Here is a 24,931-nt window from a genome sequence, read left to right on the forward strand (position 1 = left end):
TTTATGCGTAAAATCATGTCGTCCGGGCGTCTTTCCCGCCGGACTTTCGTGCAGGCCGGCGCCGCTGCGGCGCTGATGCCGCTGCTGCACAGCCGCGCCGCCCATGCCGTGACGGGCGGCAAAACCGTGAATGTCGCTGATTTCTACAAGGACAACTGGCCCCAGGCGTTTAAGCTTGCCTTCAGTGAGGCGCAGACCGTAGAAGTGCCCGCCAGTCTCACCTGTGACAATATCAACAGCCCGGTGTTTATGCCGGCCGGGAAAACCCTGCGGGTGCTCGGCGCGCTCAAAGGCAACGGCAAAGGACGTTTTATTCTCCAGGACGGCTGCCAGATCCTGGGCGAGAAAAAAGGGCGCCTGCATAACATCATTCTCGACGTGCGCGGCTCGCAGGTGGCGATTAAAGGCATCGAGATGAGCGGCTTCGGCCCGGTGATGCAGATTTACATCGGCGGCAAAAAGCCGCAGAAGATGCAGGGCTTGGTGATTGACGATATCTACATCCACGACGCCAACTACGGCATTCTGCGCCAGGGATTTCATAACGAACTGCGCGACGTGCGTATCACTCATGGACGCTTTGAACGGCTCCAGGGCGACGCCATCGAATGGAACGTCGCGATCAACGATTCGGAGCTTCTTATCTCCGACCACGTCCTTGACCAGATCAACTGCACCAACGGCAAAATCAACTGGGGCATCGGCATCGGCCTTGCGGGCAGCACCTACGATAATGCCTACCCGGAAAGCCAGGCGGTGAAGAACTTCGTGGTGGCGAACATCACCGGCAGCAACTGTCGCCAGCTGGTGCATGTGGAGAACGGCAAACATTTCGTCATCCGCAATGTAAAAGCGAAAAACATCACGCCGGACTTCAGTAAAACCGCGGGCATCGATAACGCGACGGTCGCGATTTACGGCTGCGATAACTTCCTCATTGATGACGTGAATATGGTGAACAGCGCCGGGATGCTGATCGGCTACGGGGTTATTAAAGGCAATTACCTGTCGATTCCGCAGAACTTCAAGCTGAACAATATCTGCATGGATAACCGCACCCTGCCTTATAAGCTGCGCGGGATCCAGATCTCCTCCGGGAATGCCACCTCGTTTGTCGCTATCACGAACGTGGATATGAAGCGCGCGACGCTTGAGCTGCATAACAAGCCGCAGCACCTGTTTGTGCGTAACGTGAAAGTGATGCAGGAGTCGTCCGTTGGCCCGGCGCTGAAGATGCGCTTTGATCTGCGCAAAGATGTGCGCGGCCGCTTTATGGCTAAAGACGATACGCTACTGTCGCTTGCGAACATCCAGGCCGTGAACGAGAAAGGGCAGAGTTCAGTCGACATCGACCGGGTGGATCATCAGCACGTGAATACGGAAATGCTGAATTTTGCGCTGCCGACGCGGATCACAAAATGATTGACCGGACTTTACGAATTATCCTGGCGATTAACGGTATGAATTCATAGAAGGTATAACCACTTTCCCTGAGAGTCGCGGGGCTGTGGCGCTTACGCCATGGATAAATTCATACTGGCTTATGTCCGGTAAACGACTATAATTCATCAACCTTTTGAGGTGGGAGAGAAAATGATTAATTTAAAAGCAGTCATCCCGGTAGCCGGGCTCGGCATGCATATGCTGCCAGCCACTAAGGCTATTCCGAAGGAAATGCTACCTATCGTCGATAAGCCAATGATTCAGTATATTGTCGACGAAATCGTAGCGGCGGGAATCAAGGAAATTGTGCTGGTTACCCACTCCTCCAAGAACGCGGTTGAGAACCACTTCGACACCTCTTACGAACTCGAAGCGCTGCTTGAACAGCGTGTGAAGCGTCAGCTGCTTGCAGAAGTGCAGTCTATCTGCCCGCCGGGCGTGACCATCATGAACGTGCGTCAGGCGCAGCCGCTGGGCCTTGGGCACTCCATTCTGTGTGCCCGCCCGATTATTGGCGACAACCCGTTTGTGGTCGTACTGCCGGATGTTATTATTGACGCCGCTTCTGCTGACCCGCTGCGTTATAACCTGGCCGCTATGATTGCGCGCTTCCAGGAAAATGGCCGCAGCCAGGTACTGGCCAAGCGTATGGCAGGCGATCTCTCTGAATACTCCGTGATCACCACCCAGGATGCGCTGGATACCGAAGGTAAAATCAGCCGTATCGTCGACTTCATCGAGAAGCCAGACCAGCCGCAGACGCTGAATTCTGATCTGATGGCGGTCGGGCGTTATGTGCTGTCCGCGGATGTCTGGGAAGAACTCGCGAAAACCGAGCCGGGCGCCTGGGGACGTATCCAGTTGACTGACGCCATCGCGCGCCTTAACGAGAATCAGCCTGTTGAAGCGATGCTGATGACCGGCGAAAGCTACGATTGCGGCAAAAAAATGGGTTATATGAAGGCGTTCGTCAACTACGGCCTGCGTAACCTGAAAGAAGGGCAGAAGTTCCGTAACCAGATTCAGAAGCTGCTTTCTAAATAAAACGCAGTGGAGCGTGGTTGAACTCTAAGTCTTTACAAAACGGCAGGTTGTTGTGATTGATGAACATCTCAATTCACAATGTCTGCCTTTTTTCTTATAAGAATTTACAAAATTCCTAATAAAAATACTTCGTGAAAAAGACTAGTTTCATCCTTGCTAGACGAAGAGATTGAACGAGCAAATAGTGAATTCAATATACTGAGGATACTGGGTAACTGGCAGCACGTAAAATGAGCTTGTGGAAACATGAATTTTTATGCAGTGCACTGGTAGCTGTTGAGCCAGGGGCGGTAGCTTACTTATTGCGAGAGAACGATGAAGAGAATCATTACATTTGGAACATTTGATGTTTTTCATGTTGGTCATGTAAATATCCTTGAGCGTGCAGCATCTTTTGGCGATCATTTAATCGTTGGTGTAAGTTCAGATAAATTAAACTTCAGTAAAAAAGGACGTTACCCTATTTATAATCAGGAAGACCGTTGTCGTATTATAAATTCTCTTAGAGTGGTAAATGAGGTATTTATTGAAGAATCTTTAGAGCTAAAAAAAGAATATATAAAGCATTACAAAGCGGATACGCTGGTTATGGGTGATGACTGGGCTGGACGATTCGACTGGGTAAATGATATATGTGATGTAATATATTTACCAAGAACACCATCAGTATCAACTACAGAAATTATTGAAGTTGTGAAGACACTGAGATGATTACCTTTAAAAAAATATTAAGAAAAACAGTAAGTAAAACAATATCACTGCTAAATTATTTCATTCCAAAGAAAAATAATAGAATTTTTTTTAAAAGCAAACCAGACTACTCGGGTAATTGCAAAGCATTAAGCGATTATATTATAGAAAATAACCTACCTTATCACATCGTTTGGTCCTTAAAAAAGGATATAAATCAGTCCAATTTTAGCAAGGTTATTACTGGTTCTTTAAAGGAATATTATTACTACTTCACCAGTAAATATATAATTACAACGCATAATGAAATGATAGGACCTGTTGCCAGAAATCAAAGATACATTAGTTTGTGGCATGGGATGCCTTTTAAGAAAATTTGTTATTTGGGTGAGAATGATTATAAAGGAATGATTGACTATTCCGCAATCAGGATTGCCACTTCAGAAGTAATGCGCTCAATAATATCAGCTAGTTTTCGTGAAAAAGCTAATAATGTATATATCACAGGCCAGCCTCGTAATGATTTTTTATTCAAACCAATTGAGTTAGCTAATGTTGGTCTTGAATCTTGCAAGAATAAAAAAATAATTATGCTTGCACCTACTTTTCGAATGAATAATGAAGATAAAAGATATTCTGATGGTGTTGAGATTACTGATAACAATTTCCTTAGAGTAGATGATTTTTCATTAAATGAAATAGATGGTTACCTTGAAAAAAATAATGCGCATCTGATATTAAAACTTCACCCTTACGAAGAAGAATATTTCCGAGGGGTTGCAACATTAAGTTCCAATATTACTATCATAAGTTCTGAAGAACTTACTCAAAAAAATATTGACTTGAATCAGCTACTTTCCTTAATCGATATTTTAATCACAGATTATTCTTCAATTTATCTGGATTACCTAATTTTAAATAAACCTATAGTCTTTCTTGTTCCAGATGTTGATGCGTATAGCTCATCGCGGGGTGGATTTACATTAGAGCCGTTTGATTTTTGGACGCCCGGAGATAAGGTAAATAATCAGAATTCTTTATTAGAATCGATTGATAAAATTATCTCCGGTAACGATGAGTATACTGAAAGACGCGGTCAGGTAAATAGCATAATAAACAAATATGATGATGCTAATAGTAGCCAGAGAGTCGTTGAATTGATGAAGAGTTTGTCATGAAACTGTATATTTTCCTAGGCGATTTAAGCGCGAAAGGTGGAATTGAACGTGTTTCAGTAGCTTTAGCCAATGGTTTGGCTAAATATTATGATGTTACTATCATTAGCTTATATCGATCTTCTAAGAATCTGACATTTATTCCGGCTGAAGAGATCAATGTAATATACTTATACGATGATTTCGAAACAAGTATGTACAATCGTAATCTAAAAGGGATTTCAGGATTAAAATTTGATTTCATATACATAATGAGGAAACTTAAGCAGCTAAAAAATATAAATTTTAACCCTAGTAAAAATGATGTACTTCTGTCATGCGATATAAAAATGTCGTTTTTGTTAGCTTTGCTTGCAAAAAAAAGCAAAATTATTGCGATTGAGCATTTTGAACACGATGTCGGTAATGCGGTGTTAAGGAAAATTAGGGAGAAGTTATATCCAAGATTTTCAGCAGTAGTATCACAGACCCCTGAAGATCAGCATAAATACTTAAAATGGCTACCGCGGAAGAAGCATAAAATCATACCAAATATTGTCAGCTTTAAAGAATTTGATACTTCTCAAAATGAAATAAAACAAAAGATTGTGTTGGCTGTAGGGCGATTAACTAAACAAAAGGGGTTTGACCTGCTCCTCCAGGCATGGGCTGAAGCCGATACTCATGACTGGTGCTTAAAGATTGTTGGAGATGGAGAAGAGCATGATAATTTAACTGCGCTCATAACAAAATTAAAAATAGCCAACGCTAAAATAATCCCCTTCCAAACTGATATTCAGCAGTTATATTATTCATCCGAAATATTTGTACTCTCTTCTCGATTCGAAGGTCTGGGAATGGTGCTCATAGAAGCACTTAGCTGCGGTTTAGCATGTATTAGTTTCGACTGCCCAGCAGGTCCAAAAACCATAATCACACGCGATAACGGCGTTTTAGTTCCCACCGGGGATATAAAAAAGCTATCGCAATCGATATCATTCCTTATAAATAATGAAGACAAAAGAAAAATGTTACAGAAAAAATCTGCGGCTTCTGTAGATAAATTCAAGGAATCAAATGTAATTGCTAAATGGCGAGAGTTATTGAATGAAATCTAATAGAAAAGAATATGATGCAGTATTTCTTACTAACGTGCCTGCTTTTTATAAAGTCAATCTATTTAATGAGATAAGTAAGCATAAAGAAATATTAGTTATATTCGTTTCAAATGAGTCTAAAATTCGGAACGAAAATTTTTATTCTTTTGATTTTAAGTTTGACCATTTGTTCCTAAATGAAGGTAATTTTGAAGATCGAAGCAAAACTTTAACATTATTTAATCTGCTGAAAAAATTACGAACGATCTCATACAAAAAAATTGTTTTTTCAGGATGGGAAGTGAAAGAGGTTACCTTAGCAGCATTATTTAACAAAAGGGAAAAAAATGCGATAGTAATCGAAAGTAGTATTATCGAAACAAAGAAAAGCGGTTTAACTTGGTTTTTGAAGAAATTAGCTATAGGGCGTATGTCATTAGCTTATCCTTCAGGGCAGTTACAAAAAGCGATACTGGAAACTTTATCTTTTAAAGGCCAGACTGTGATTACGCATGGTGTTGGTCTTTCTAACTTTAACGAAACTGAATTGCTTAATAAAAAAAAATATCGTAGAAACAAGCCTCTTCGATTTATCTATGTTGGGAGGATTTCACCTGAAAAAAATATTGAATTCATCGTCAATGTATTCAAATCTCTTCCTTATGAATTGATTCTAATCGGCGAGGGCTCTTTAAAAAAACAGCTTGAAGATGAAAGATACAATAACATCAAATTTTTAGGGTATATTGAAAATAAAAAATTATCACATGAATTACTTATGAGTGATTGTTTTATTCTTCCCTCTTTATCTGAACCATGGGGGCTAGTAGTAGAAGAAGCTTTAACATTAGGGCTTCCCGTAATAGTTAGTAACCATGTAGGCTGTCACAGTGATTTAGTCAATGACAAGAACGGTATTGTTTTTGATGTAAATAATGAAAAATCTTTTATTGATGCGTTAAATATAATGGATGAAAATTATGAACACTACGCCTGCGGTGCTAGCTTATATAATGAAAAAGAAATAGCACAAGCACAGGTCGCTGCTTATGTGGATAGCATTTGATTATGAGCAATAAAAATAAAACATTTAAAGATTTTTTAAATTATTTTTTAGGTGATCTTTTTGTTAAAGGATTCATGTTCATCTCGCTGCCATTGCTATCAAGAATAATTTCGCCAGAGGATTATGGGCGAATGTCTCTTATTAATTCTGCAGTCATGATTTTATATGTTTTTATAAGCTTGAATCTGCAGAATGCAGTCATCAATGCCTACATGAAAAATGATGTTGATTTTCCAGTATATCTTGGGTCTGTCTTGTGGGGGCTAACCGCTGCACAAGTAATATTAGTGGCTTTAAGTGTGTATTTTGCTGCACCGCTTGCAGTTTTACTGAGCATTAGTAAACCCGATATATATTGGGTTGTTTCCATTTGTATTTTATTAAGCTATATATATATATATACTAGTTATTTACAAGGGGCACGGCTTAGTTCTGGTTTTGTTAAAATAAATATAGTGAGTAAAGTATCGGAAGTTTTTGTTATTTTTTTATTTGCATGGCTATTAACTAAAGATAAATATCTTGCTAAAATTTATGCTCAGCTTGTTGTTAGTTTAATATTGTTAATTTATATCGCTGTGCAATTGAAGAAAATAGCTGTTTTTAAGTTTAATTTAAAATATTTTATCTCTGCAATAGCATTTAGTTCTCCTTTAATTATACATGTCCTTTCAAATGCGTTACTTTCTCAAGTTGATAGATTATTTATCGCTAAAATGTTAGGTGAAGGGCAAGCGGGTATATATTCTTTTGCATATAACATCGGAATGTGCATATTGGTAGTGGTTATGGCTTGGAACTCTTCCTGGCAGCCTAGATTATATAAACTGCTTGATTCAAACCAAAATGAAAAAATAGTTCATATTATAAATAAAAGCTCAATATTGATGCTTGTGATATCTTTTTTAACTATTCTCTTTTCAAAGCAAATGGTTGAAATTTTAGCTGATTATCGATATAGAGAAAGTTTCACTGTAGTTCCAGTCATTTTGATAGGTAACTCTTTAATTCATATTTACTTAAGCTATGTAAACTTTACATTTTATAAGAAGAAGACAATACTTGTTTCTATTGGAACATTACTTGCTGTAACAATTAACATTTCACTTAATTATCTTCTTATACCCAAGTACGGGATACATGGCGCGGCATGGGCTACAGTTGTAGCATATTTGATGCTTGCATTTTTCCATTATCTTATAGCTACAAAAATGTTAAGATCTAATCCAATATCATGGATTCTACTGTTATGGTATTCTGTTATATTATTGGCTTCATATTTCTTTGTGGTTTATCTTGACTCTTTAACGTTGTGGCTTTCATTATTCATAAAAGTAATAACCTGTATTTTCGTCCTCATTATGGTTATGAAGACAAAAATTCATAATGAGTTGAAGGAATAATAGTGGTGATATATTATCTATTTATCTCTTTCGTATTCCTGGTCATATTAGCTGATATTTTCTTTGTTACAGATGCAAAGATACGTGCTTTTTTTTATACTATACTATTTACGATAATCGTAGTCTTTGTAGGCCTAAGATATCAAACTGGACTTGATTGGTCATTTTATATTAATCTTTATAAAGGAAGTTCTTCTTCATTAGCTATTGAACCGGGATATTATCTGCTTTCTTATGTGTCATCTTTCTTTATAGGATATTGGTTTTATCAAGGCCTAATCACAGCATTTCTCTTAATATGTCTGCATCGTTATTTCAAAGAATACACTAAAAATTATCTATTTTGCATCGGTATTTTTTTCTTATATCAGTTTATATTTGTTTCGGAAGCATTAAGACAGATAATTGCTTTGTCGATTATATTGATAGCATATAAAAAACTGTATCAAAAAAATATTTTTCAATTTTGTGCTCTTTCTATCTTAGCTATTCTATTTCATGTGTCGGCTATTATTGTGTTCGCGATTATTCCATTTTCAAACCATAGAAATGTGAATATATTAAAAATGCTGACAGTTGTTGGTGTTATTCTTGCTGTGCTGAATATTTATCCAATTGAGTACATTATTAAATTAATTTCAATGCTGCCAGCGGGCGGTTACATAGAAAAAATAAAGTGGTACAGTCAGGATGATTATGCTGGAACCGTATTAACATTCTCTTTAACATTTAAGTTGATTGCTGTTTTTTTATTTGATTACAGATTTAATTACATCAAATCTAATGAGCCAATTTTTATTAATACTAAAAAGTATGATTTAATTCATGCATCGCTTTTCTTGATGATATTCCTTGACGTTTATCTTGGTAGATTCGGTACTATTAGCACAAGGCTAGATGTTTATTTCGTACCTTGCTTTTTAGTGGCGTTAAATTATTTAATTTATAATTTTAAACAAGGAATAAGTCGTCTGATCTTCTTTTGTTTTATCATGATTTATTTTGCTGTGAATTATTTCAGTATAATGAATGGATATTATTTCGAGAAATTCTATAGTCCTTATCAAAACTACATATATGAATTTCTAAATCCAGGCGCTTATAATGACAGAGAGTGGGATGTGGAATATTATTTCAGCAATAAGGAATTTTTGCAGTGAAGATTTTAATTAATGCAAGTAATCTGTATGTTGGTGGCGGGGTACAAGTTGCTGTTTCTGTGCTGGAAGAACTTTCTGATTCAGCGTTTGATTTTATTGCAGTTGTTTCTCCTGTAGTTTATTCACAATTAAGTAAGAATGCTTCATTAAACTGTATTGTTATTAAATCTACACCATCAAAATTACTCAATTTCAAAGTAAGAAAACAACTTGATGAGATCGTCATAGAGAATGATATCTCTGTCGTTTTCACAATCTTTGGTCCTAGCTATTGGTCTCCCAAAAATATTAAGCATGCTATTGGTTTTGCTCTTCCATGGCTGATTTATGATACCAGCCATATTTTCAAAAAATTAGGTATCAAAGCTCGATTAAAGTCCAGTATCTTAAGGTTTTTACAGCCATACTATTTTAAGAAAAATGCTGATTTAATATTTACTGAAACTGATGACGTTAATCAACGTGTAACGAAGCTTCTTAGCTTTGATAAAGGAAAAGTCTATACTGTTTCAAATACGTTGAATGGTTTATTTACAAGTTCAAAAGGCTATGACTATAGTATTTTAGATAAATTGCCTGAGAAAAAAATCAATGATATATGGTTGGTGACTATTTCTCACAACTATCCGCATAAAAATCTAGAAGTCATTAGTGAATTAGTAAAAATTTTGCCTTCTCATTATAAATTTGTTTTAACAGTTTCAAGTGATTTTTTGCAGCTAATACCAAAAGAGTATAGAGACCAAGTCATAACAATAGGTAATATTACTATTAATCAATGCGCTCCATTGTATGAAGCAAGTGATGGATTATTCATGCCAACTTTATTAGAGTGCTTTAGTGCATCTTATCTGGAAGCAATGTACATGAAAAAAATTATCTTCACATCTGATCTTCCATTTGCTCACACTGTTTGCAAAGATGCAGCATTTTATTTTTGTCCTTATGACGTCAAAAATATCAGGGATACCCTTATTAATGGCTTTCTAAATAAGGAAGCTCTTGCCCATAAAGTATCTATGGGTTCGACCATTTATGAACAATTCCCCTCTGCAAAAGCAAGAGCATTACAGTATATGGATATAATAAAATCCAATTTGCTATAATTTTTTTTGATTTTGAGGTATTAACTATGTTTAAAGATAAAGTTTTACTCATTACTGGCGGAACAGGCTCTTTTGGTAACGCTGTGTTAAACCGCTTCCTTGAAACAGATATTAAAGAAATACGAATTTTTTCCCGAGATGAGAAAAAACAAGACGATATGCGGAAAAAATACAATAATTCAAAGTTGAAATTTTACATTGGTGATGTCAGGGATTATTCAAGCATTCTGAGTGCTGCACGCGGAGTGGATTTTATCTATCATGCAGCTGCATTAAAACAAGTTCCTTCATGTGAATTTCACCCATTGGAAGCTGTTAAAACTAACGTTCTCGGAACAGAAAATGTTCTTGAAGCAGCAATCGCCAACCAAGTAAAACGCGTTGTTTGCTTAAGTACCGATAAAGCAGTTTATCCTATCAATGCTATGGGCATATCTAAGGCAATGATGGAAAAAGTGATGGTTGCGAAATCACGTAATGTTAATAGCGACAAAACCGTCATATGTGGCACTCGCTACGGTAACGTGATGGCCTCGCGCGGTTCTGTTATTCCATTGTTTGTTGATCTTATTAAAGCTGGCAAAGCGCTGACTATTACCGATCCGAACATGACCCGTTTCATGATGACTCTCGAAGATGCGGTTGATTTGGTTCTTTACGCATTTAAACATGGTAATAATGGCGATATTTTTGTTCAAAAAGCGCCAGCCGCTACGATTGAAACATTGGCCATCGCTCTTAAAGAGCTGCTCAACGTCGAGCATCATCCTGTCAATGTAATAGGAACTCGCCATGGCGAAAAGCTATATGAAGCGTTGCTGAGCCGTGAAGAGATGATTGCGGCAATTGATATGGGTGATTACTATCGTGTGCCACCTGATCTACGTGATCTTAACTATGGGAAATATGTTGAGCAAGGTGATAGCCGTATCTCAGTCGTAGAGGATTATAATTCGCACAACACAGAGCGGCTGGATGTTGAAGGGATGAAAGCTCTTCTTCTTAAATTGCCTTTTATACGCGCATTGCGTGCGGGTGAACAATACGATCTGGATGCATGATATGAAAATCCTGATTACTGGAGCAGAAGGTTTTATTGGACGTAATTTGTGCTTACGTCTGCAGGAAGCAGGGTATCATGACCTTGTTAAAATAGACCGTACTTCGACTGAGGCCGACTTAGAACTTGGTTTACAAGAGGCTGATTTCATTTATCATCTTGCAGGTGTCAATCGTCCAAAAAATATTGATGAGTTTTCAGAGGTAAATAGCAATCTGACTAAGCAGATTGTTGATTCTCTGTTAGCGCAGAAAAAAAATATACCCATTATGATCAGTTCTTCCATCCAGGCAGAACTTGATAATGCTTATGGAGAGAGTAAAGCTGTTGCTGAAAAAGAAATTCAACGTTATGCAGCAGAAAGTGGCGCAGCGTACTTTATTTATCGTTATCCAAACGTTTTTGGTAAATGGTGTAAACCGAATTACAATTCTTTTGTGGCTACCTTCTGTCACAACATAGTCAATGATATTGATATTACAATCAATGACCCATCAGCAGTGGTCAATTTAGTCTATATTGATGATATTTGCACTGACGCAATAAAACTTTTGTCTGACACGGATGGAAGCGGCTACAAAACCGTTAAGCCAATATATTCCACAACGGTAGGCGAGGTAGCAGAATTACTCTATCGCTTCAAGGAAAGTCGTTCTACTCTTATCACTGAGGATGTGGGACTGGGATTCACTCGTGCGTTGTACTCAACGTGGTTAAGTTATTTACCAGTCGATAAATTTTCGTACACAGTACCGTCTTATGAGGACAACCGCGGCGTCTTTTGTGAGATGTTGAAAACTTCCTCAGCAGGTCAGTTCTCATTCTTCACAGCGCATCCAGGTATTACTCGCGGCGGTCATTATCATCATAGCAAAAATGAGAAGTTCCTGGTCATTCGGGGTCAGGCATGCTTCAAATTTGAACATGTGATTACAGGTGAGCGATATGAGCTCAATGTTTCTTCAGATGAGTTTAAAATCGTTGAAACAGTCCCTGGATGGACCCATGACATTACGAATATTGGAACTGAGGAATTAATAGTCATGCTCTGGGCAAACGAAATATTCAACCGTGATGAGCCTGATACTATTGCGAGACCTTTGTAATGAAAAAATTAAAGATTGTATCTATTGTTGGGACCCGCCCTGAGATTATCCGTTTGTCACGGGTTTTGTCTAAGCTTGATGAATACTGCGAACATATTATTGTTCATACTGGTCAAAACTATGATTACGAATTAAACGAAGTTTTTTTTACAGACCTTGAGGTTCGAAAGCCTGATTATTTTTTAAATGCTGCTGGTAAAAATGCGGCGGAAACAATTGGGCAAGTCATCATAAAGGTTGATGAGGTGCTCGAAAAAGAAATGCCGGAAGCAATGCTTGTTTTGGGTGATACCAATTCATGTATTTCTGCCATTCCCGCTAAGCGCCGTAAGATCCCAATTTTTCATATGGAAGCGGGTAATCGTTGTTTCGATCAGCGCGTTCCTGAAGAAACTAATCGTCGTATTGTTGATCACACTGCCGATATTAATATGACCTATAGTGATATTGCGCGTGAGTACCTTCTCGCTGAAGGTCTGCCTCCGGACAGAATCATCAAAACCGGCAGCCCTATGTTTGAAGTGCTTTCCTACTATATGCCACAAATCGACAACTCTGATGTGCTGTCTCGTCTGAACTTACGTGTGGGAGATTTTTTTGTTGTCAGTGCACATCGTGAAGAAAATGTCGACTCACCTAAGCAGTTGGTTAAACTAGCCACCATTCTTAATACCATCGCTGAAAGATATGATTTGCCGGTCATTGTATCGACTCACCCACGGACTCGTAAACGCATTAACGAGCAAGGTATTGAATTCCACCCCAATATTCAATTACTAAAACCACTGGGTTTTCACGACTATAATCATTTGCAAAAAAATTCCAGAGCTGTCCTGTCTGATAGCGGAACGATTACGGAAGAGTCGTCTATTATGAATTTTCCAGCATTAAATATTCGCGAAGCTCACGAACGCCCGGAAGGGTTCGAAGAAGCCTCGGTGATGATGGTTGGACTGGAATGCAATCGTGTATTACAGGCTCTGGAAATCTTATCTGCCCAGCCACGCGGTGAAGAGCGCTTATTAAGACAGGTAAGTGATTATTCTATGCCAAATGTATCCGACAAAGTTGTCAGGATTATTCAGTCCTATACTGATTACGTTAAAAGAGTGGTCTGGAAAGAATATTAATGAAGCTTGCGTTAATCATAGACGATTATTTGCCCAATAGTACACGCGTTGGCGCTAAAATGTTTCATGAGCTAGCACAGGAGTTTTTAAGGAACGGACATGACGTAACGGTAATTACACCAGATACAACTATCAATAAATCGCTTTCAATAGATATTGTAGATGGTGTGACAACGTGGCGTTTTAAAAGTGGCGCTCTTAAAGATGTGAATAAAATTCTGCGTGCAGTCAATGAAACGTTGCTCTCATGGAGAGCATGGCGTTCGATTAAATATCGTGTGCAAAACGATACTTTCGACGGGATTATTTATTACTCCCCCTCTATTTTTTGGGGAGGTCTTGTAAAAAAATTAAGACTCACTGCCAGTGTCCGGCTTATCTCATCTTACGTGATTTGTTCCCTCAATGGATCATCGATGCAGGCATGATAAAAAACGACTCTGTGATAGCGCAATATTTTCGTTTATTCGAAAAAGAAACTTATGCACATGCAGATCGAATAGGGCTTATGTCTGAAAAGAATCTTGAGCTTTTTCGGACTCTCAATAAAGGTTATCCATGTGAAGTATTAAGGAACTGGGCTTCAGTTGAGCCTGTAACATTACCGGAAAATTATGCTTCTCTCCGCCAAAGACTAGGACTTGAAGATAAAGTTATCTTTTTTTATGGTGGAAATATTGGGCATGCACAAGATATGTCTAATCTGTTGCGGCTTGCACGTAAGATGAGTATTCATCCGCAAGCTCATTTTCTTTTTATCGGACAAGGCGATGAAGTTGAGTTAATTAATAATTTGGCAAGGAAGTGGGATTTAAATAATTTCACTTATTTGCCTTCCGTTAAACAAGACGCTTTTAAATTTATTTTGTCGGAAATGGATGTCGGTTTGTTTTCTCTTTCAGCCAGACATTCTGCCCATAATTTCCCAGGGAAACTCTTAGGGTATATGGTAGAGTCACTCCCAATATTAGGTAGTGTTAATGTTGGTAATGATTTGCTTGATATTGTCAATGGTAACAACGCTGGTTTTATCCATGTGAATGGTGAAGATGACAAACTTTATCACTCGGCTAAGTTGTTACTCATGGATGCCACGTTACGCCAGCAAATGGGAGCAGGAGCGCATACATTGTTAAAAGAACAGTTTTCAGTGCATTCTGCTGCTCAGGCTATTGTTATGCGTCTGGAGGCTTCGCAATGCGCCTGATAGAAACTTCGCAATTAGATGTACTTTTTGAACAAGCAAAAAGTTCTGAACGTTTGCGATCGCATTTGTTGCTACATGATTCCCATCAGGAGAAAGTCCAGCGCTTGCTGATAGCGATGGTTAGAGGAAGTTATGTTGAACCTCACTACCATGAGCTCCCTCAGCAATGGGAAATGTTCACGATCTTACAGGGCCAGATACAAGTCACTCTTTTTAATATTAAAGGTGAAATACTCACTCAGTTTCTTGCAGGTGAAGGTACTGGAGTGAGCATCGTTGAACTTTCTCCTGGCGACATACATAGCGTCGAATGCGTCAGTGAGAAGGCCATAATGATGGAAGTTAAGGAAGGTCCATTCGATCCCGCTTATGCGAAAGCCTTCCCGCATTGGTGAGAGCTGAAACGCATCTTCCGCTATCTACTTGTGTGCATCATGAGTTAACATTTTCAATACATTTTCAAGCCGCGCACTCGCCGCGGTGACCACACCTGACAGGAGTATGTAATGTCCAAGCAACAGATCGGCGTCGTCGGTATGGCAGTCATGGGGCGCAACCTGGCGCTCAACATTGAAAGCCGCGGTTATACCGTCTCCGTATTCAACCGTTCTCGTGACAAAACCGAAGAAGTGATTGCCGAAAATCCAGGCAAAAAACTGGTTCCTTATTATACCGTTCAGGAATTTGTCGAGTCGCTGGAAACTCCGCGCCGCATCCTGTTAATGGTGAAAGCAGGCGCGGGCACTGATGCGGCCATCGACTCCCTGAAGCCGTATCTGGAAAAAGGCGACATCATCATTGATGGTGGCAACACGTTCTTCCAGGACACTATCCGTCGTAACCGCGAACTGTCGGCTGAAGGCTTTAACTTTATCGGCACCGGCGTCTCCGGTGGCGAAGAGGGCGCCCTGAAAGGCCCGTCCATCATGCCTGGCGGTCAGAAAGAAGCTTACGAACTGGTTGCGCCGATCCTCAAAGAGATCGCAGCCGTTGCGGAAGGCGAACCGTGCGTGACCTATATCGGTGCGGATGGCGCAGGTCACTACGTGAAAATGGTGCATAACGGCATTGAATACGGCGATATGCAGTTGATCGCTGAAGCGTACTCTCTGCTGAAGCATGGTCTGAACCTGTCTAACGACGATCTGGCGAAAACCTTTGCTGAGTGGAACGAAGGCGAGCTGAGCAGCTACCTGATCGATATCACTAAAGACATCTTCACCAAAAAAGACGAAGACGGTAAATACCTCGTTGACGTGATTCTGGATGAAGCGGCGAACAAAGGTACCGGTAAATGGACCAGCCAGAGCTCGCTGGATCTCGGCGAACCGCTGTCTCTTATTACTGAATCGGTATTCGCGCGTTACATCTCCTCCCTGAAAGAGCAGCGTGTCGCAGCATCCAAAGTGCTGAGCGGCCCGCAAGCGAAACCGTTCGCAGGCGATAAAGGCGAATTCATCGAGAAAGTCCGCCGCGCGCTGTACCTCGGTAAAATCGTTTCTTACGCGCAGGGCTTCTCTCAGCTGCGTGCTGCGTCCGAAGAGTACAACTGGGATCTGAACTACGGTGAAATCGCGAAGATTTTCCGTGCGGGCTGCATTATCCGCGCCCAGTTCCTGCAGAAAATCACTGACGCTTACGCTGAGAACCCGTCCATCGCTAACCTGCTGCTGGCGCCGTACTTTAAGAAAGCGGCTGATGATTACCAGCAGGCACTGCGTGATGTCGTGGCGTATGCCGTTCAGAACGGTATCCCGACGCCGACCTTCTCCGCTGCTGTCGCGTACTACGACAGCTACCGTTCTGCGGTACTGCCGGCGAACCTGATTCAGGCGCAGCGCGACTACTTCGGTGCGCATACCTATAAGCGCACTGACAAAGAAGGCGTCTTCCACACCGAGTGGATGGAATAACCTTTACGTATTCAGAAGACAAGCCCGGTTTCGCCGGGCTTTTTTTACGTCTGATGATAGCACCAGGAGCTGCCAACAGCCTTAAATGTAGCCAGTAAGCGCGTTGCTTTTCAGTATTTTCCCAGCTCTCTTTTGCGCTTCGCTATGCAATCATTATGGCTTGCATCTACACTCATGGCTGGTGTGGCTTCAACATAATAATTAGATGAGAAACAAGGATTCTATGAGCAAAGAATTTCAGGGTGGCGCTTTACCGCACAGCAATGGGAACCCGGAGCAAATCGATCTTATTGACCTTCTGATGCAACTCTGGAGGGGCAAAGTCACCATCGTTGCGACCATTATTGTGATGATTATTCTGGCCGTGCTTTATCTTTTCGTCGCCAAAGAAAAATGGACGTCGACCGCTATCGTAACGATGCCGGATGCCGGTCAGATTGCCAGCTACAACAACGCGATGAATATCCTGTATGGCACCAACGCGCCGAACGTCACCGACGTGCAGCAACGCGTGGTAGGGCGCTTCAGCTCTGCGTTTTCCGCACTGTCTGAAACGCTGCAAAACCAGCAAGAGCCGGAACAGCTGACCATCGATATGGCAGTGAAAGGCCAGCCGCTACCGCTGAAAGTGACTTATCAGGGGGCATCCGCGCAGGCGGCCCAGAAAAAGCTGGCGGAATACATTCAGCAGGTCGATGAGCAGATCGCGAAAGAGTTAAACAAAGACATCACCGATAACGTGACGGCTCGTGCAAAAGAGTTGCAGGAGTCGCTCTCCACGCAGGAGAAAGTAGCGCAGGAGCAGAAAGATTTGCGTATCAAGCAGATCGCCGAAGCGCTGAAATTCGCGCAGGAATCGAATGTCACCTCGCCGCAGATGCCGCAGGCGCAGGAAATCACACAGGATACGCTGTTCCTGTTAGGCAGCGAGGCGCTCTCGTCAATGATCAAAAACGAGTCAACGCGTCCGCTGGTCTTTACGGATGCCTACTACCTGACGAAACAGAACATGCTGGATATCTCGAAGCTTAAAATCGACGAAGCGTCACTGCATGCGTATCGCTATGTGATGAAGCCGACCGAGCCGCTGCGTCGCGACAGTCCGAAACGCGCGCTGGTTCTGGTCCTCGCCGTACTGCTGGGCGGGTTGATTGGCTCGGCGATTGTGCTGTGCCGCAACGCGATCCGCGAGCACACCGCCCGCCAGCTGCGTTAATCTGCCACACAGAAAAAAGGCCGCATCGCGCGGCCTTTTTTAATGGTGTTTCACGCAAGGTTATTTGTGTCTTGCGCGCAGGTTTTCAATCACCGCGCTTAAATCGAGTTCCTGATCCTGAAGCAGCACCAGCAGGTGATACACCAGATCAGAAGCTTCGTTCACCAGCTCGTCGCGGTCATGAACGGTGGCAGCCAGCGCTGTCTCAACACCTTCTTCCCCCACTTTTTGCGCGATACGCTTGGTGCCGCTGGCGTACAGCTTCGCGGTGTAAGAACTCTCCGGCGACGCGGTTTTACGTGACGCCAGCAGCGCTTCGAGCTGATAAAGGAAGTGCCACTGGTGATGCGCCTCGCCAAAGCAGCTGGAAGTGCCAAGATGACACGTCGGGCCAATCGGGTTAACCAGCACCAGCAGCGTATCGTTATCGCAGTCCGGCGTAATGCTCACCACATTGAGAAAGTGACCCGACGTCTCGCCTTTGGTCCACAGACGCCCTTTGGTGCGCGAGAAAAAAGTGACCTTACCGCTCTGCTCGGTTTCACGCAGCGCGTCCTGATTCATATACCCCAGCATCAGCACCTCGCCGGAAACCGCATGCTGCACCACGACCGGCAGCAGCCCGTCGGTTTTTGCCCAGTCCAGTTGGGCCCGCTGTTGTTCTGTTAACACACCCGTATCTCCACGCCTTGCTGAGCCAGAAACGCTTTCAGCTCGCCAATATTAATGATCTGTTTGTGAAACACTGACGCCGCCAGCGCGCCGTCGACATTCGCCTCGCGAAACGCGTCCAGGAAGTGCTCCATCGTTCCGGCGCCGCCGGAAGCAATCAGCGGCACACGGCACGCCTCACGCACTTTTTTCAGTTGCACCAGATCATAGCCGTTACGCACGCCATCCTGGTTCATCATGTTCAGCACAATTTCACCCGCGCCGCGCTGTTGCACTTCGCGCACCCAGTCCAGCGTTTCCCACTGGGTCACACGGGTGCGGCTCTCGTCGCCGGTATACTGGTTGACGTGATATTTACCGGTCTGCTCATCAAACCAGGTATCGATGCCCACCACGATGCACTGCACGCCGAAGCGATCCGCAAGCCGGGTGATCAGCGTCGGGTCCGCCAGCGCCGGTGAGTTGACGGAAATTTTATCCGCGCCGAAAGAGAGAATTTGCGCCGCGTCTTCCAGCGTTTTGATCCCGCCCGCCACGCAGAAGGGGATATCGATGACTTCCGCTACGCGGGTCACCCAGCTTTTATCCACCACGCGGCCGTCACTGGAGGCGGTGATATCGTAAAACACCAGTTCATCGGCGCCTTCTTCGGCGTAGCGTTTCGCGAGCGGCACGATATCGCCGATGATTTCATGGTTGCGAAACTGTACGCCTTTTACGACCTGTCCGTCGCGGACGTCCAGACAGGGGATTATCCGTTTTGCCAGCATTGGATCGCCTCCGTTACGTTAAATTTGCCTTCCAGCAGCGCGCGGCCGACGATCACGCCGCCGACACCGCTGCCGCGCAGCGCGCGAATATCCGAAAGCTCGCCGATGCCGCCGGAGGACTGGAACGCCACCTGCGGATAGCGCGCGCAGACTTCGTCATACAGCGCCACGTTTGAGCCCGACAGCGTCCCGTCACGGGAGATATCCGTGCACAGCACATGTTTAAGCCCTACGGGCAGATAGCTCTCCACCAGCGTTTCCAGCGTCACGCCGGAATTTTCCTGCCAGCCGCTCACGGCGACCTGCTTATTGCCCGCGTCGTCGATACGCACGTCGAGCGCCAGCACCAGCGCGTCTGCGCCGAAGCGTTTAAACCAGCGCTGCACATCCTGCGGCGCTTTCACCGCCGTTGAGCCGACCACCACGCGCGCTACGCCCGCATCCAGCAGCGCCGCCACGTCGTCTTCGCTGCGCACGCCGCCGCCAACCTGCACCGGCACGCTCACGCCCGCCACCAGCTTTTGAATCAGCGCGATCTGGCGCTGCGTCGGATCTTTCGCGCCGGTTAAATCCACCAGATGCAGCAGCTTTGCGCCCTGCGCTTCGTAATCCTGCAGGCGCGGCAGCGGGTCGCGACCATAATCACGTTGCTTACCGTAATCGCCCTGATGCAGGCGCACTACCGCGCCGTCAATTAAATCGAGAGCCGGAATAATCATTTACATCTCCAGGAAGTTTTTCAGCAGCTGCGCGCCCGCGGCACCTGAGCGCTCCGGGTGGAACTGCACCCCCCAGAAGTTATCTTTCTGCACCGCGGCGGTAAACGCCTCGCCATAGGTACACTGTGCGATCGTACTGGCGTTCACCGGCATCGCGTAGCTGTGCACGAAGTAAAACCAGGCGCCATCTTCGATGCCGCGGAAAAGCCGGTCGCCCGCTTTGGCATACACGCGGTTCCAGCCCATGTGGGGCAGCGGCAGGCCGTGGTCGGTCATCTTCGGCACCGGCTGGTCGACAATGCCCAGCAGATCGACCCCGTTGCTCTCTTCGCTGCGGCTGCCGAGCAACTGCATACCGAGGCAGATCCCCAGCACCGGCTGGGTACAGGCTTTGATTAAATCGACCAGATCGCGCGCGATGATCTGCTGCATCGCCGCCTCGGCGGTGCCGACGCCTGGCAGAAAGAGTTTATCGGCGCGCAATACCAGATCCGGGTCGCGGCTCACCACAGGCTCATAGCCGTGGCGGCGCACCGCAGACTGTACCGAGTGCAGGTTGGCGCAGCCGGTGTCCAGAATCACCACGTTCATCACAGCACTCCTTTTGATGAGGGCAGGGTTTCGCCTTCGACACGAATAGCCTGGCGCAGCGTGCGGCCAAACGCTTTAAACAGGCTTTCGACGCGGTGGTGATCGTTTTTTCCTTTGGTCTTCAGGTGCAGCGTGACGCCCATGGTGTAGGAGAGCGAACGGAAGAAGTGCTCCACCATTTCGGTGCTGAGATCGCCCACGCGCTGGTAATTGAACTCGGCTTTATATTCGAGGTGCGGACGCCCGGAAATATCGAGCGCGCAGCGCGCCAGACACTCATCCATCGGCAGTACAAAGCCAAAGCGGTTAATGCCGCGCTTGTCGCCGAGCGCCAGTTTCAGCGCTTCGCCCAGCGCCAGGCCGGTATCTTCCACGGTGTGGTGATCGTCGATATAGAGATCGCCTTTGACGCCGATTTCCATGCGAAAGCCGCCGTGGGTGGCAATCTGGTCAAGCATATGGTCGAAGAAGCCGACGCCGGTGTTGATTTTGCTGCCGCCTTCGCGGTCCAGCCACACTTTGACGTCAATCTGCGTTTCGCGGGTGCTGCGCTCGACGTGCGCGTAGCGATCGCGCTTTGTCAGGTGCTCGCCGATGGCGGACCAGTTCAGGTCGGCGCGGTTGTAGCGCAGGCCCGTAATGCCCATGTTGTCGGCAAGCTCCACATCGGTCGCGCGATCGCCAATCACATAGCTGTTCGCCGCGTCCATCACGCCCGGCACCAGATAGCGTTCAACCAGCTTCGTTTTAGGCTTGCGGCAGTCGCAATGGTCCGTCGGGAAATGCGGGCAGATCAGCACGTCTTCAAACAGCACGCCCTGAGAGGTAAAAATCTGCATCATCAGGTTATGCGGGCCGTCGAAATCCGCCTGCGGCAGGCTGTCAGTGCCAAGACCGTCCTGATTAGTAATCATCACCAGCTTAAATCCCGCTTTTTGCAGTTGCAGCAGTACCGGGATCGCATCCGGCTCAAAGGCCAGCTTGTCAAAACGATCGACCTGGAAATCTTCCGGCGGCTCGGCAATCAGGGTGCCGTCGCGGTCAATAAAGAGATACTTCTGGCTCATACTCGCTCCGTGGCCGCAAGGCCGGGTTGGTCACGCAGGGCGTCAATCACGCGCTGGCACTCTTCGCGGGTGCCGACGGTAATGCGCAGGCAGCCGCTGAGTGTCGGTTGTCTGTTCTGGTCTCTCAGGATAATGCCCTGATCCCACAGCGATTTAAATACTGCGCTGGAGGCCGTGATGCGCGCCAGCACATAGTTGGTTTCGCTGTCGAAAATCGCCTCGACGCACGGCGTCTCGCGCAGGCCCGCTATCAGGGCATCGCGGTTAGCCAGCACCTGCGCCACGCGATCACGCATCGCGGCAATGCCCTCCGGGCTTAATGCCTGGGCGGCGATATCCGCGACCGGCGTCGAGAGCGGGTAGGGCGCAATGACCTTCAGCAGCAGATTAATGACTTCTTCATTCGCGAGCGTAAAGCCGCAGCGCAGCCCGGCGAGCGCGAAAGCTTTAGAGAGCGTGCGCAGCACGACAAGGTGCGGGTACTCGCCAAGCCAGCCCGCGAGCGTCGCCTGCGGGCAAAACTCAATATAGGCTTCATCGGCCACCACAATGGCTTTGCCGCGCGCCATCTCCAGCAGCGTGCGCAGATCCTGCGGGTTAATCAGCTGACCGGTCGGGTTATTGGGGCTACAGACAAAAATGACTTTAACGCCATCCAGCTGTCCGGCAATCGCCGGCAGATCAAGCTGCCAGCCGTCCGTCGCCTGTACGGTGCGGCACTCGACGCCAATGGTTTCGGCGCTGACGCTGTACATGCCGTAGGTCGGCGGACAGTAGAGCACCGCGTCGCGGCCCGGCTCGCAGAACGCGCGGATCAGCAGCTCAATGCCTTCATCCGCGCCGCGGCTCACAAGCACTTGCTCTGGCTTAACCCCCGCGTACTGCGCGTAACGTTCAATGACACTTTTCGGCTGGCACTCCGGGTAGCGGTTGAGCGTCTGCGCAGTCAACTGAAACTCCACGGCTTGCGGGTATTCATTGGCGTTAAGCCACACATCGCCGTTGCCGCCAAGACGGCGCGCAGACTGATAGGGCGTCAGATTACGCACGTTCTCGCGCGCGAGTTCTTCAATGCTCATGCTTGCTCCTTCAGGGCTGCCACACGCAGCGTCACGGCGTTTTTGTGGGCGGTGAGCTGTTCTGCCGCCGCCAGGGTTTCGATGGTTTCAGCGAGCGCGGAAAAGCCCGCGGGCGTTAGCTCCTGTACCGTCATGCGCTTCTGGAAATCCGCCAGGCCGAGGCTTGAGCTGGTGGCGGTATAGCCGTAAGTCGGCAATACGTGGTTGGTGCCGGAGGCGTAATCGCCCGCCGATTCCGGTGACCAGTCGCCTAAAAACACTGACCCCGCGCTGGTGATGCCATCGACCAGATCGCGCGCGTTGCGGGTCTGGATAATTAAATGCTCCGGGCCGTACTGATTGGAGATTTCCACGCACTGCGCGAGATCGCGCGCCACGATGAGACGGCTTGCGGAAAGCGCCTGGCGGGCGGTTTCCGCGCGCGGCAGCGCCTCAAGCTGGCGGGCGGTGGCGTCGGCCACGGCCTGCGCCATGGCGGCGTCCGGCGTGAGCAGAATCACCTGCGAATCCGGGCCGTGCTCGGCCTGTGAGAGTAAATCGGAGGCGACGAAATCCGGCGTCGCGCCGCTGTCGGCAATTACCAGCACTTCGGAAGGCCCGGCGGGCATGTCGATCGCCGCGCCGTCAAGACGCTGGCTCACCTGGCGTTTGGCTTCGGTGACAAACGCGTTGCCCGGCCCGAAAATTTTATCCACTTTCGGCACGCTTTCCGTACCAAAGGCGAGCGCGGCAATCGCCTGGGCGCCGCCCGCCTGGAACACTTCCTGCACGCCGCAGAGCTTCGCGGCGTAGAGGATTTCATCGGCGATGGGCGGCGGGGAGCAGAGCACCACGCGTTTGCAGCCCGCGATGCGCGCGGGCGTCGCCAGCATCAGCACCGTTGAGAAAAGCGGCGCGGAGCCGCCGGGAATATAGAGCCCGACCGACGCCACCGGGCGCGTCACCTGCTGGCAGCGCACGCCGGGCAGGGTTTCGATATCAACGGGCGCGAGTTGCTGCGCGCGGTGGAATTTCTCGATATTCGCGACCGCGACCGCCATCGCCTGTTTTACCTTGTCGTCAAGGCGCGCGGCGGCGGCGTCAATTTCTTCCGGGGTGACGTTCAGCGCCGCGACGTCAGTTTTATCAAACTTCGCGCTGTACTCGCGCAGCGCCGCGTCGCCGCGCGCCTTGACGTTATTCAGGATATCGGCCACGGTGCGGGTGATACTCTCTGAGGCCGAAATGGCCGGGCGCATCAGCAGTTCACGCTGCGCCTGCGCGCTACAGGTATTCCAGTCAACGATCGTCGTAAAGGTCATGGCGGTCACTCCATCATCTTCTCAATCGGCAGCACCAGAATGGAGCTGGCGCCCAGCGCTTTCAGTTTTTCCATGGTTTCCCAGAACAGGGTTTCGCTGCTCACCATGTGCATCGCCACGCGCTGTTGATCGCCTGCCAGCGGCAGAATGGTCGGACGCTCGGCGCCCGGCAGCAGGGCGATAACTTCATCGAGACGCTCAGTCGGCGCGTGCAGCATGATGTATTTCGATTCGCGCGCCTGGATAACGCCCTGGATGCGGGTCAGCAGTTTGTCGATAAGCTGCTGCTTCACGTCAGGCATGTCGCCGTCGCGCTGGATGAGGCAGGCTTTGGAGCGGTAAATCACTTCCACTTCGCGCAGGCCGTTGGCCTCAAGGGTCGCGCCGGTAGAAACCAAATCGCAGATAGCGTCGGCAAGCCCGGCGCGCGGCGCGACTTCCACCGAACCGTTCAGCAGACAGGATTTAAACTGCACGCCTTTTTGATCGAGATAACGTTTGAGCAGGTGCGGATAGGAAGTGGCGATACGCTTGTTATTCAGGCTTTCAGGGCCTTCCCAGACGTCATCTACCGGCGTGGCGAGCGAGAGGCGGCAGCCGCCGAAATCGAGGCGACGCAGGGTGTAATAGCGCGGGTCGTCGCCCTGGGCGCGGCGGGTCAGCAACTCTTCTTCCAGCACGTTTTCGCCGATGATGCCGAGATCGACCACGCCATCCATCACCAGACCCGGAATATCGTCATCACGCACGCGCAGGATGTCGATGGGCATATTCTCCGCCAGCGCGATCAGACGCTGGGTGTGCAGATTAATTTTTATGCCGCAGCGGGCCAGCAGTTCGCGCGAATCATCGCTTAAACGGCCGGATTTCTGAATAGCTATGCGTAAACGGTTGTTGTCTGTCATCTCGCCTTATCCTTGTTGATCTCGTTAAATTC

General features: G+C 46.5%; 23 protein-coding genes and 1 pseudogene. 16 read left to right on the forward strand and 8 right to left on the reverse strand.

The features are described 5' to 3' along the window. Positions 1-3: 3 nt before the first annotated feature. The 16 genes and pseudogenes from wcaM (at position 4) to wzzB (ending at position 17,795) form a co-directional block, all read left to right on the forward strand. Positions 4-1,422 (forward strand): colanic acid biosynthesis protein WcaM, encoded by a 1,419-nt coding sequence (gene wcaM, locus AB8W27_RS07235; RefSeq protein ID WP_015741781.1) that lies wholly within the window; start codon positions 4-6, stop codon positions 1,420-1,422. 171 nt (positions 1,423-1,593) lie between these two features. Then, positions 1,594-2,487 carry a UTP--glucose-1-phosphate uridylyltransferase GalF gene (galF, locus tag AB8W27_RS07240; RefSeq protein ID WP_041923725.1) on the forward strand — a complete coding sequence of 298 codons (894 nt, stop codon included), beginning with the start codon at positions 1,594-1,596 and terminating at the stop codon, positions 2,485-2,487. A 315-nt stretch (positions 2,488-2,802) separates the two neighbouring features. Beyond that, complete coding sequence (locus AB8W27_RS07245) at positions 2,803-3,198, forward strand: adenylyltransferase/cytidyltransferase family protein (protein WP_015741779.1); 396 nt, start codon at positions 2,803-2,805, stop codon at positions 3,196-3,198. Next, entirely contained in the window at positions 3,195-4,355 is a 1,161-nt protein-coding gene (locus tag AB8W27_RS07250) for a CDP-glycerol glycerophosphotransferase family protein (protein ID WP_015741778.1), read from the forward strand. Before AB8W27_RS07245 ends, AB8W27_RS07250 begins: the two co-directional genes overlap by 4 nt. Then, positions 4,352-5,449 (forward strand): glycosyltransferase family 4 protein, encoded by a 1,098-nt coding sequence (locus tag AB8W27_RS07255; protein ID WP_015741777.1) that lies wholly within the window; start codon positions 4,352-4,354, stop codon positions 5,447-5,449. The genes AB8W27_RS07250 and AB8W27_RS07255 overlap by 4 nt, the downstream gene beginning before the upstream one ends. Next, positions 5,439-6,494, forward strand: coding sequence for a glycosyltransferase (locus AB8W27_RS07260; RefSeq protein WP_015741776.1), 1,056 nt, complete (start codon positions 5,439-5,441; stop codon positions 6,492-6,494). Before AB8W27_RS07255 ends, AB8W27_RS07260 begins: the two co-directional genes overlap by 11 nt. Positions 6,495-6,496: 2 nt before the next feature. Next, entirely contained in the window at positions 6,497-7,897 is a 1,401-nt protein-coding gene (locus tag AB8W27_RS07265) for a lipopolysaccharide biosynthesis protein (protein WP_282913991.1), read from the forward strand. Positions 7,898-7,899: 2 nt separating this feature from the next. After that, entirely contained in the window at positions 7,900-9,057 is a 1,158-nt protein-coding gene (locus AB8W27_RS07270; RefSeq protein ID WP_282913992.1) for an EpsG family protein, read from the forward strand. Then, positions 9,054-10,163, forward strand: coding sequence for a glycosyltransferase (locus AB8W27_RS07275; protein ID WP_015741773.1), 1,110 nt, complete (start codon positions 9,054-9,056; stop codon positions 10,161-10,163). The genes AB8W27_RS07270 and AB8W27_RS07275 overlap by 4 nt, the downstream gene beginning before the upstream one ends. Positions 10,164-10,189: 26 nt before the next feature. Continuing rightward, complete coding sequence (gene fnlA, locus AB8W27_RS07280) at positions 10,190-11,224, forward strand: UDP-N-acetylglucosamine 4,6-dehydratase/5-epimerase (RefSeq protein WP_015741772.1); 1,035 nt, start codon at positions 10,190-10,192, stop codon at positions 11,222-11,224. A gap of 1 nt (position 11,225) precedes the next feature. Beyond that, positions 11,226-12,329 (forward strand): capsular polysaccharide biosynthesis protein CapF, encoded by a 1,104-nt coding sequence (locus AB8W27_RS07285; RefSeq protein ID WP_015741771.1) that lies wholly within the window; start codon positions 11,226-11,228, stop codon positions 12,327-12,329. After that, positions 12,329-13,459, forward strand: a complete 1,131-nt coding sequence (gene wecB, locus AB8W27_RS07290) for a non-hydrolyzing UDP-N-acetylglucosamine 2-epimerase (protein WP_015741770.1) — start codon at positions 12,329-12,331, stop codon at positions 13,457-13,459. Before AB8W27_RS07285 ends, wecB begins: the two co-directional genes overlap by 1 nt. Continuing rightward, positions 13,459-14,666 (forward strand): annotated as a pseudogene (locus AB8W27_RS07295) (glycosyltransferase family 4 protein). The gene wecB and the pseudogene AB8W27_RS07295 overlap by 1 nt, the downstream one beginning before the upstream one ends. Next, complete coding sequence (locus tag AB8W27_RS07300) at positions 14,657-15,061, forward strand: WbuC family cupin fold metalloprotein (protein WP_015741767.1); 405 nt, start codon at positions 14,657-14,659, stop codon at positions 15,059-15,061. The pseudogene AB8W27_RS07295 and the gene AB8W27_RS07300 overlap by 10 nt, the downstream one beginning before the upstream one ends. Before the next feature lie 111 nt (positions 15,062-15,172). Continuing rightward, on the forward strand, positions 15,173-16,579 hold the full coding sequence (gene gndA, locus AB8W27_RS07305; RefSeq protein WP_015741766.1) for an NADP-dependent phosphogluconate dehydrogenase: 1,407 nt from the start codon (positions 15,173-15,175) through the stop codon (positions 16,577-16,579). A gap of 223 nt (positions 16,580-16,802) precedes the next feature. Continuing rightward, positions 16,803-17,795, forward strand: a complete 993-nt coding sequence (gene wzzB / locus AB8W27_RS07310) for an LPS O-antigen chain length determinant protein WzzB (protein ID WP_041923723.1) — start codon at positions 16,803-16,805, stop codon at positions 17,793-17,795. A gap of 60 nt (positions 17,796-17,855) precedes the next feature. Here wzzB and hisIE read toward each other — a convergent pair whose 3' ends face one another. The 8 genes from hisIE to hisG are packed head-to-tail and all read right to left on the reverse strand — an operon-like array spanning position 17,856 to position 24,899. Next, positions 17,856-18,467, reverse strand: a complete 612-nt coding sequence (hisIE, locus tag AB8W27_RS07315) for a bifunctional phosphoribosyl-AMP cyclohydrolase/phosphoribosyl-ATP diphosphatase HisIE (protein WP_015741764.1) — start codon at positions 18,465-18,467, stop codon at positions 17,856-17,858. Then, entirely contained in the window at positions 18,461-19,237 is a 777-nt protein-coding gene (gene hisF, locus AB8W27_RS07320; RefSeq protein WP_007900586.1) for an imidazole glycerol phosphate synthase subunit HisF, read from the reverse strand. Before hisF ends, hisIE begins: the two co-directional genes overlap by 7 nt. Then, positions 19,219-19,956, reverse strand: a complete 738-nt coding sequence (gene hisA, locus AB8W27_RS07325; protein WP_015741763.1) for a 1-(5-phosphoribosyl)-5-[(5-phosphoribosylamino)methylideneamino]imidazole-4-carboxamide isomerase — start codon at positions 19,954-19,956, stop codon at positions 19,219-19,221. The genes hisF and hisA overlap by 19 nt, the downstream gene beginning before the upstream one ends. Continuing rightward, on the reverse strand, positions 19,957-20,547 hold the full coding sequence (gene hisH / locus AB8W27_RS07330) for an imidazole glycerol phosphate synthase subunit HisH (RefSeq protein WP_041923722.1): 591 nt from the start codon (positions 20,545-20,547) through the stop codon (positions 19,957-19,959). After that, positions 20,547-21,614, reverse strand: a complete 1,068-nt coding sequence (hisB, locus tag AB8W27_RS07335) for a bifunctional histidinol-phosphatase/imidazoleglycerol-phosphate dehydratase HisB (protein ID WP_015741761.1) — start codon at positions 21,612-21,614, stop codon at positions 20,547-20,549. Before hisB ends, hisH begins: the two co-directional genes overlap by 1 nt. Further along, positions 21,611-22,693, reverse strand: coding sequence for a histidinol-phosphate transaminase (gene hisC / locus AB8W27_RS07340; protein ID WP_015741760.1), 1,083 nt, complete (start codon positions 22,691-22,693; stop codon positions 21,611-21,613). Before hisC ends, hisB begins: the two co-directional genes overlap by 4 nt. Next, a complete protein-coding gene (hisD, locus tag AB8W27_RS07345) occupies positions 22,690-23,994 on the reverse strand; it encodes a histidinol dehydrogenase (protein WP_041923721.1) in 1,305 nt (434 codons plus the stop codon). Before hisD ends, hisC begins: the two co-directional genes overlap by 4 nt. Positions 23,995-23,999: 5 nt before the next feature. Continuing rightward, positions 24,000-24,899, reverse strand: a complete 900-nt coding sequence (hisG, locus tag AB8W27_RS07350) for an ATP phosphoribosyltransferase (RefSeq protein WP_007769150.1) — start codon at positions 24,897-24,899, stop codon at positions 24,000-24,002. Positions 24,900-24,931: the final 32 nt, after the last annotated feature.

Origin of the sequence: Cronobacter turicensis (assembly GCF_041222865.1) — a bacterium.
GTDB lineage: Bacteria > Pseudomonadota > Gammaproteobacteria > Enterobacterales > Enterobacteriaceae > Cronobacter > Cronobacter turicensis.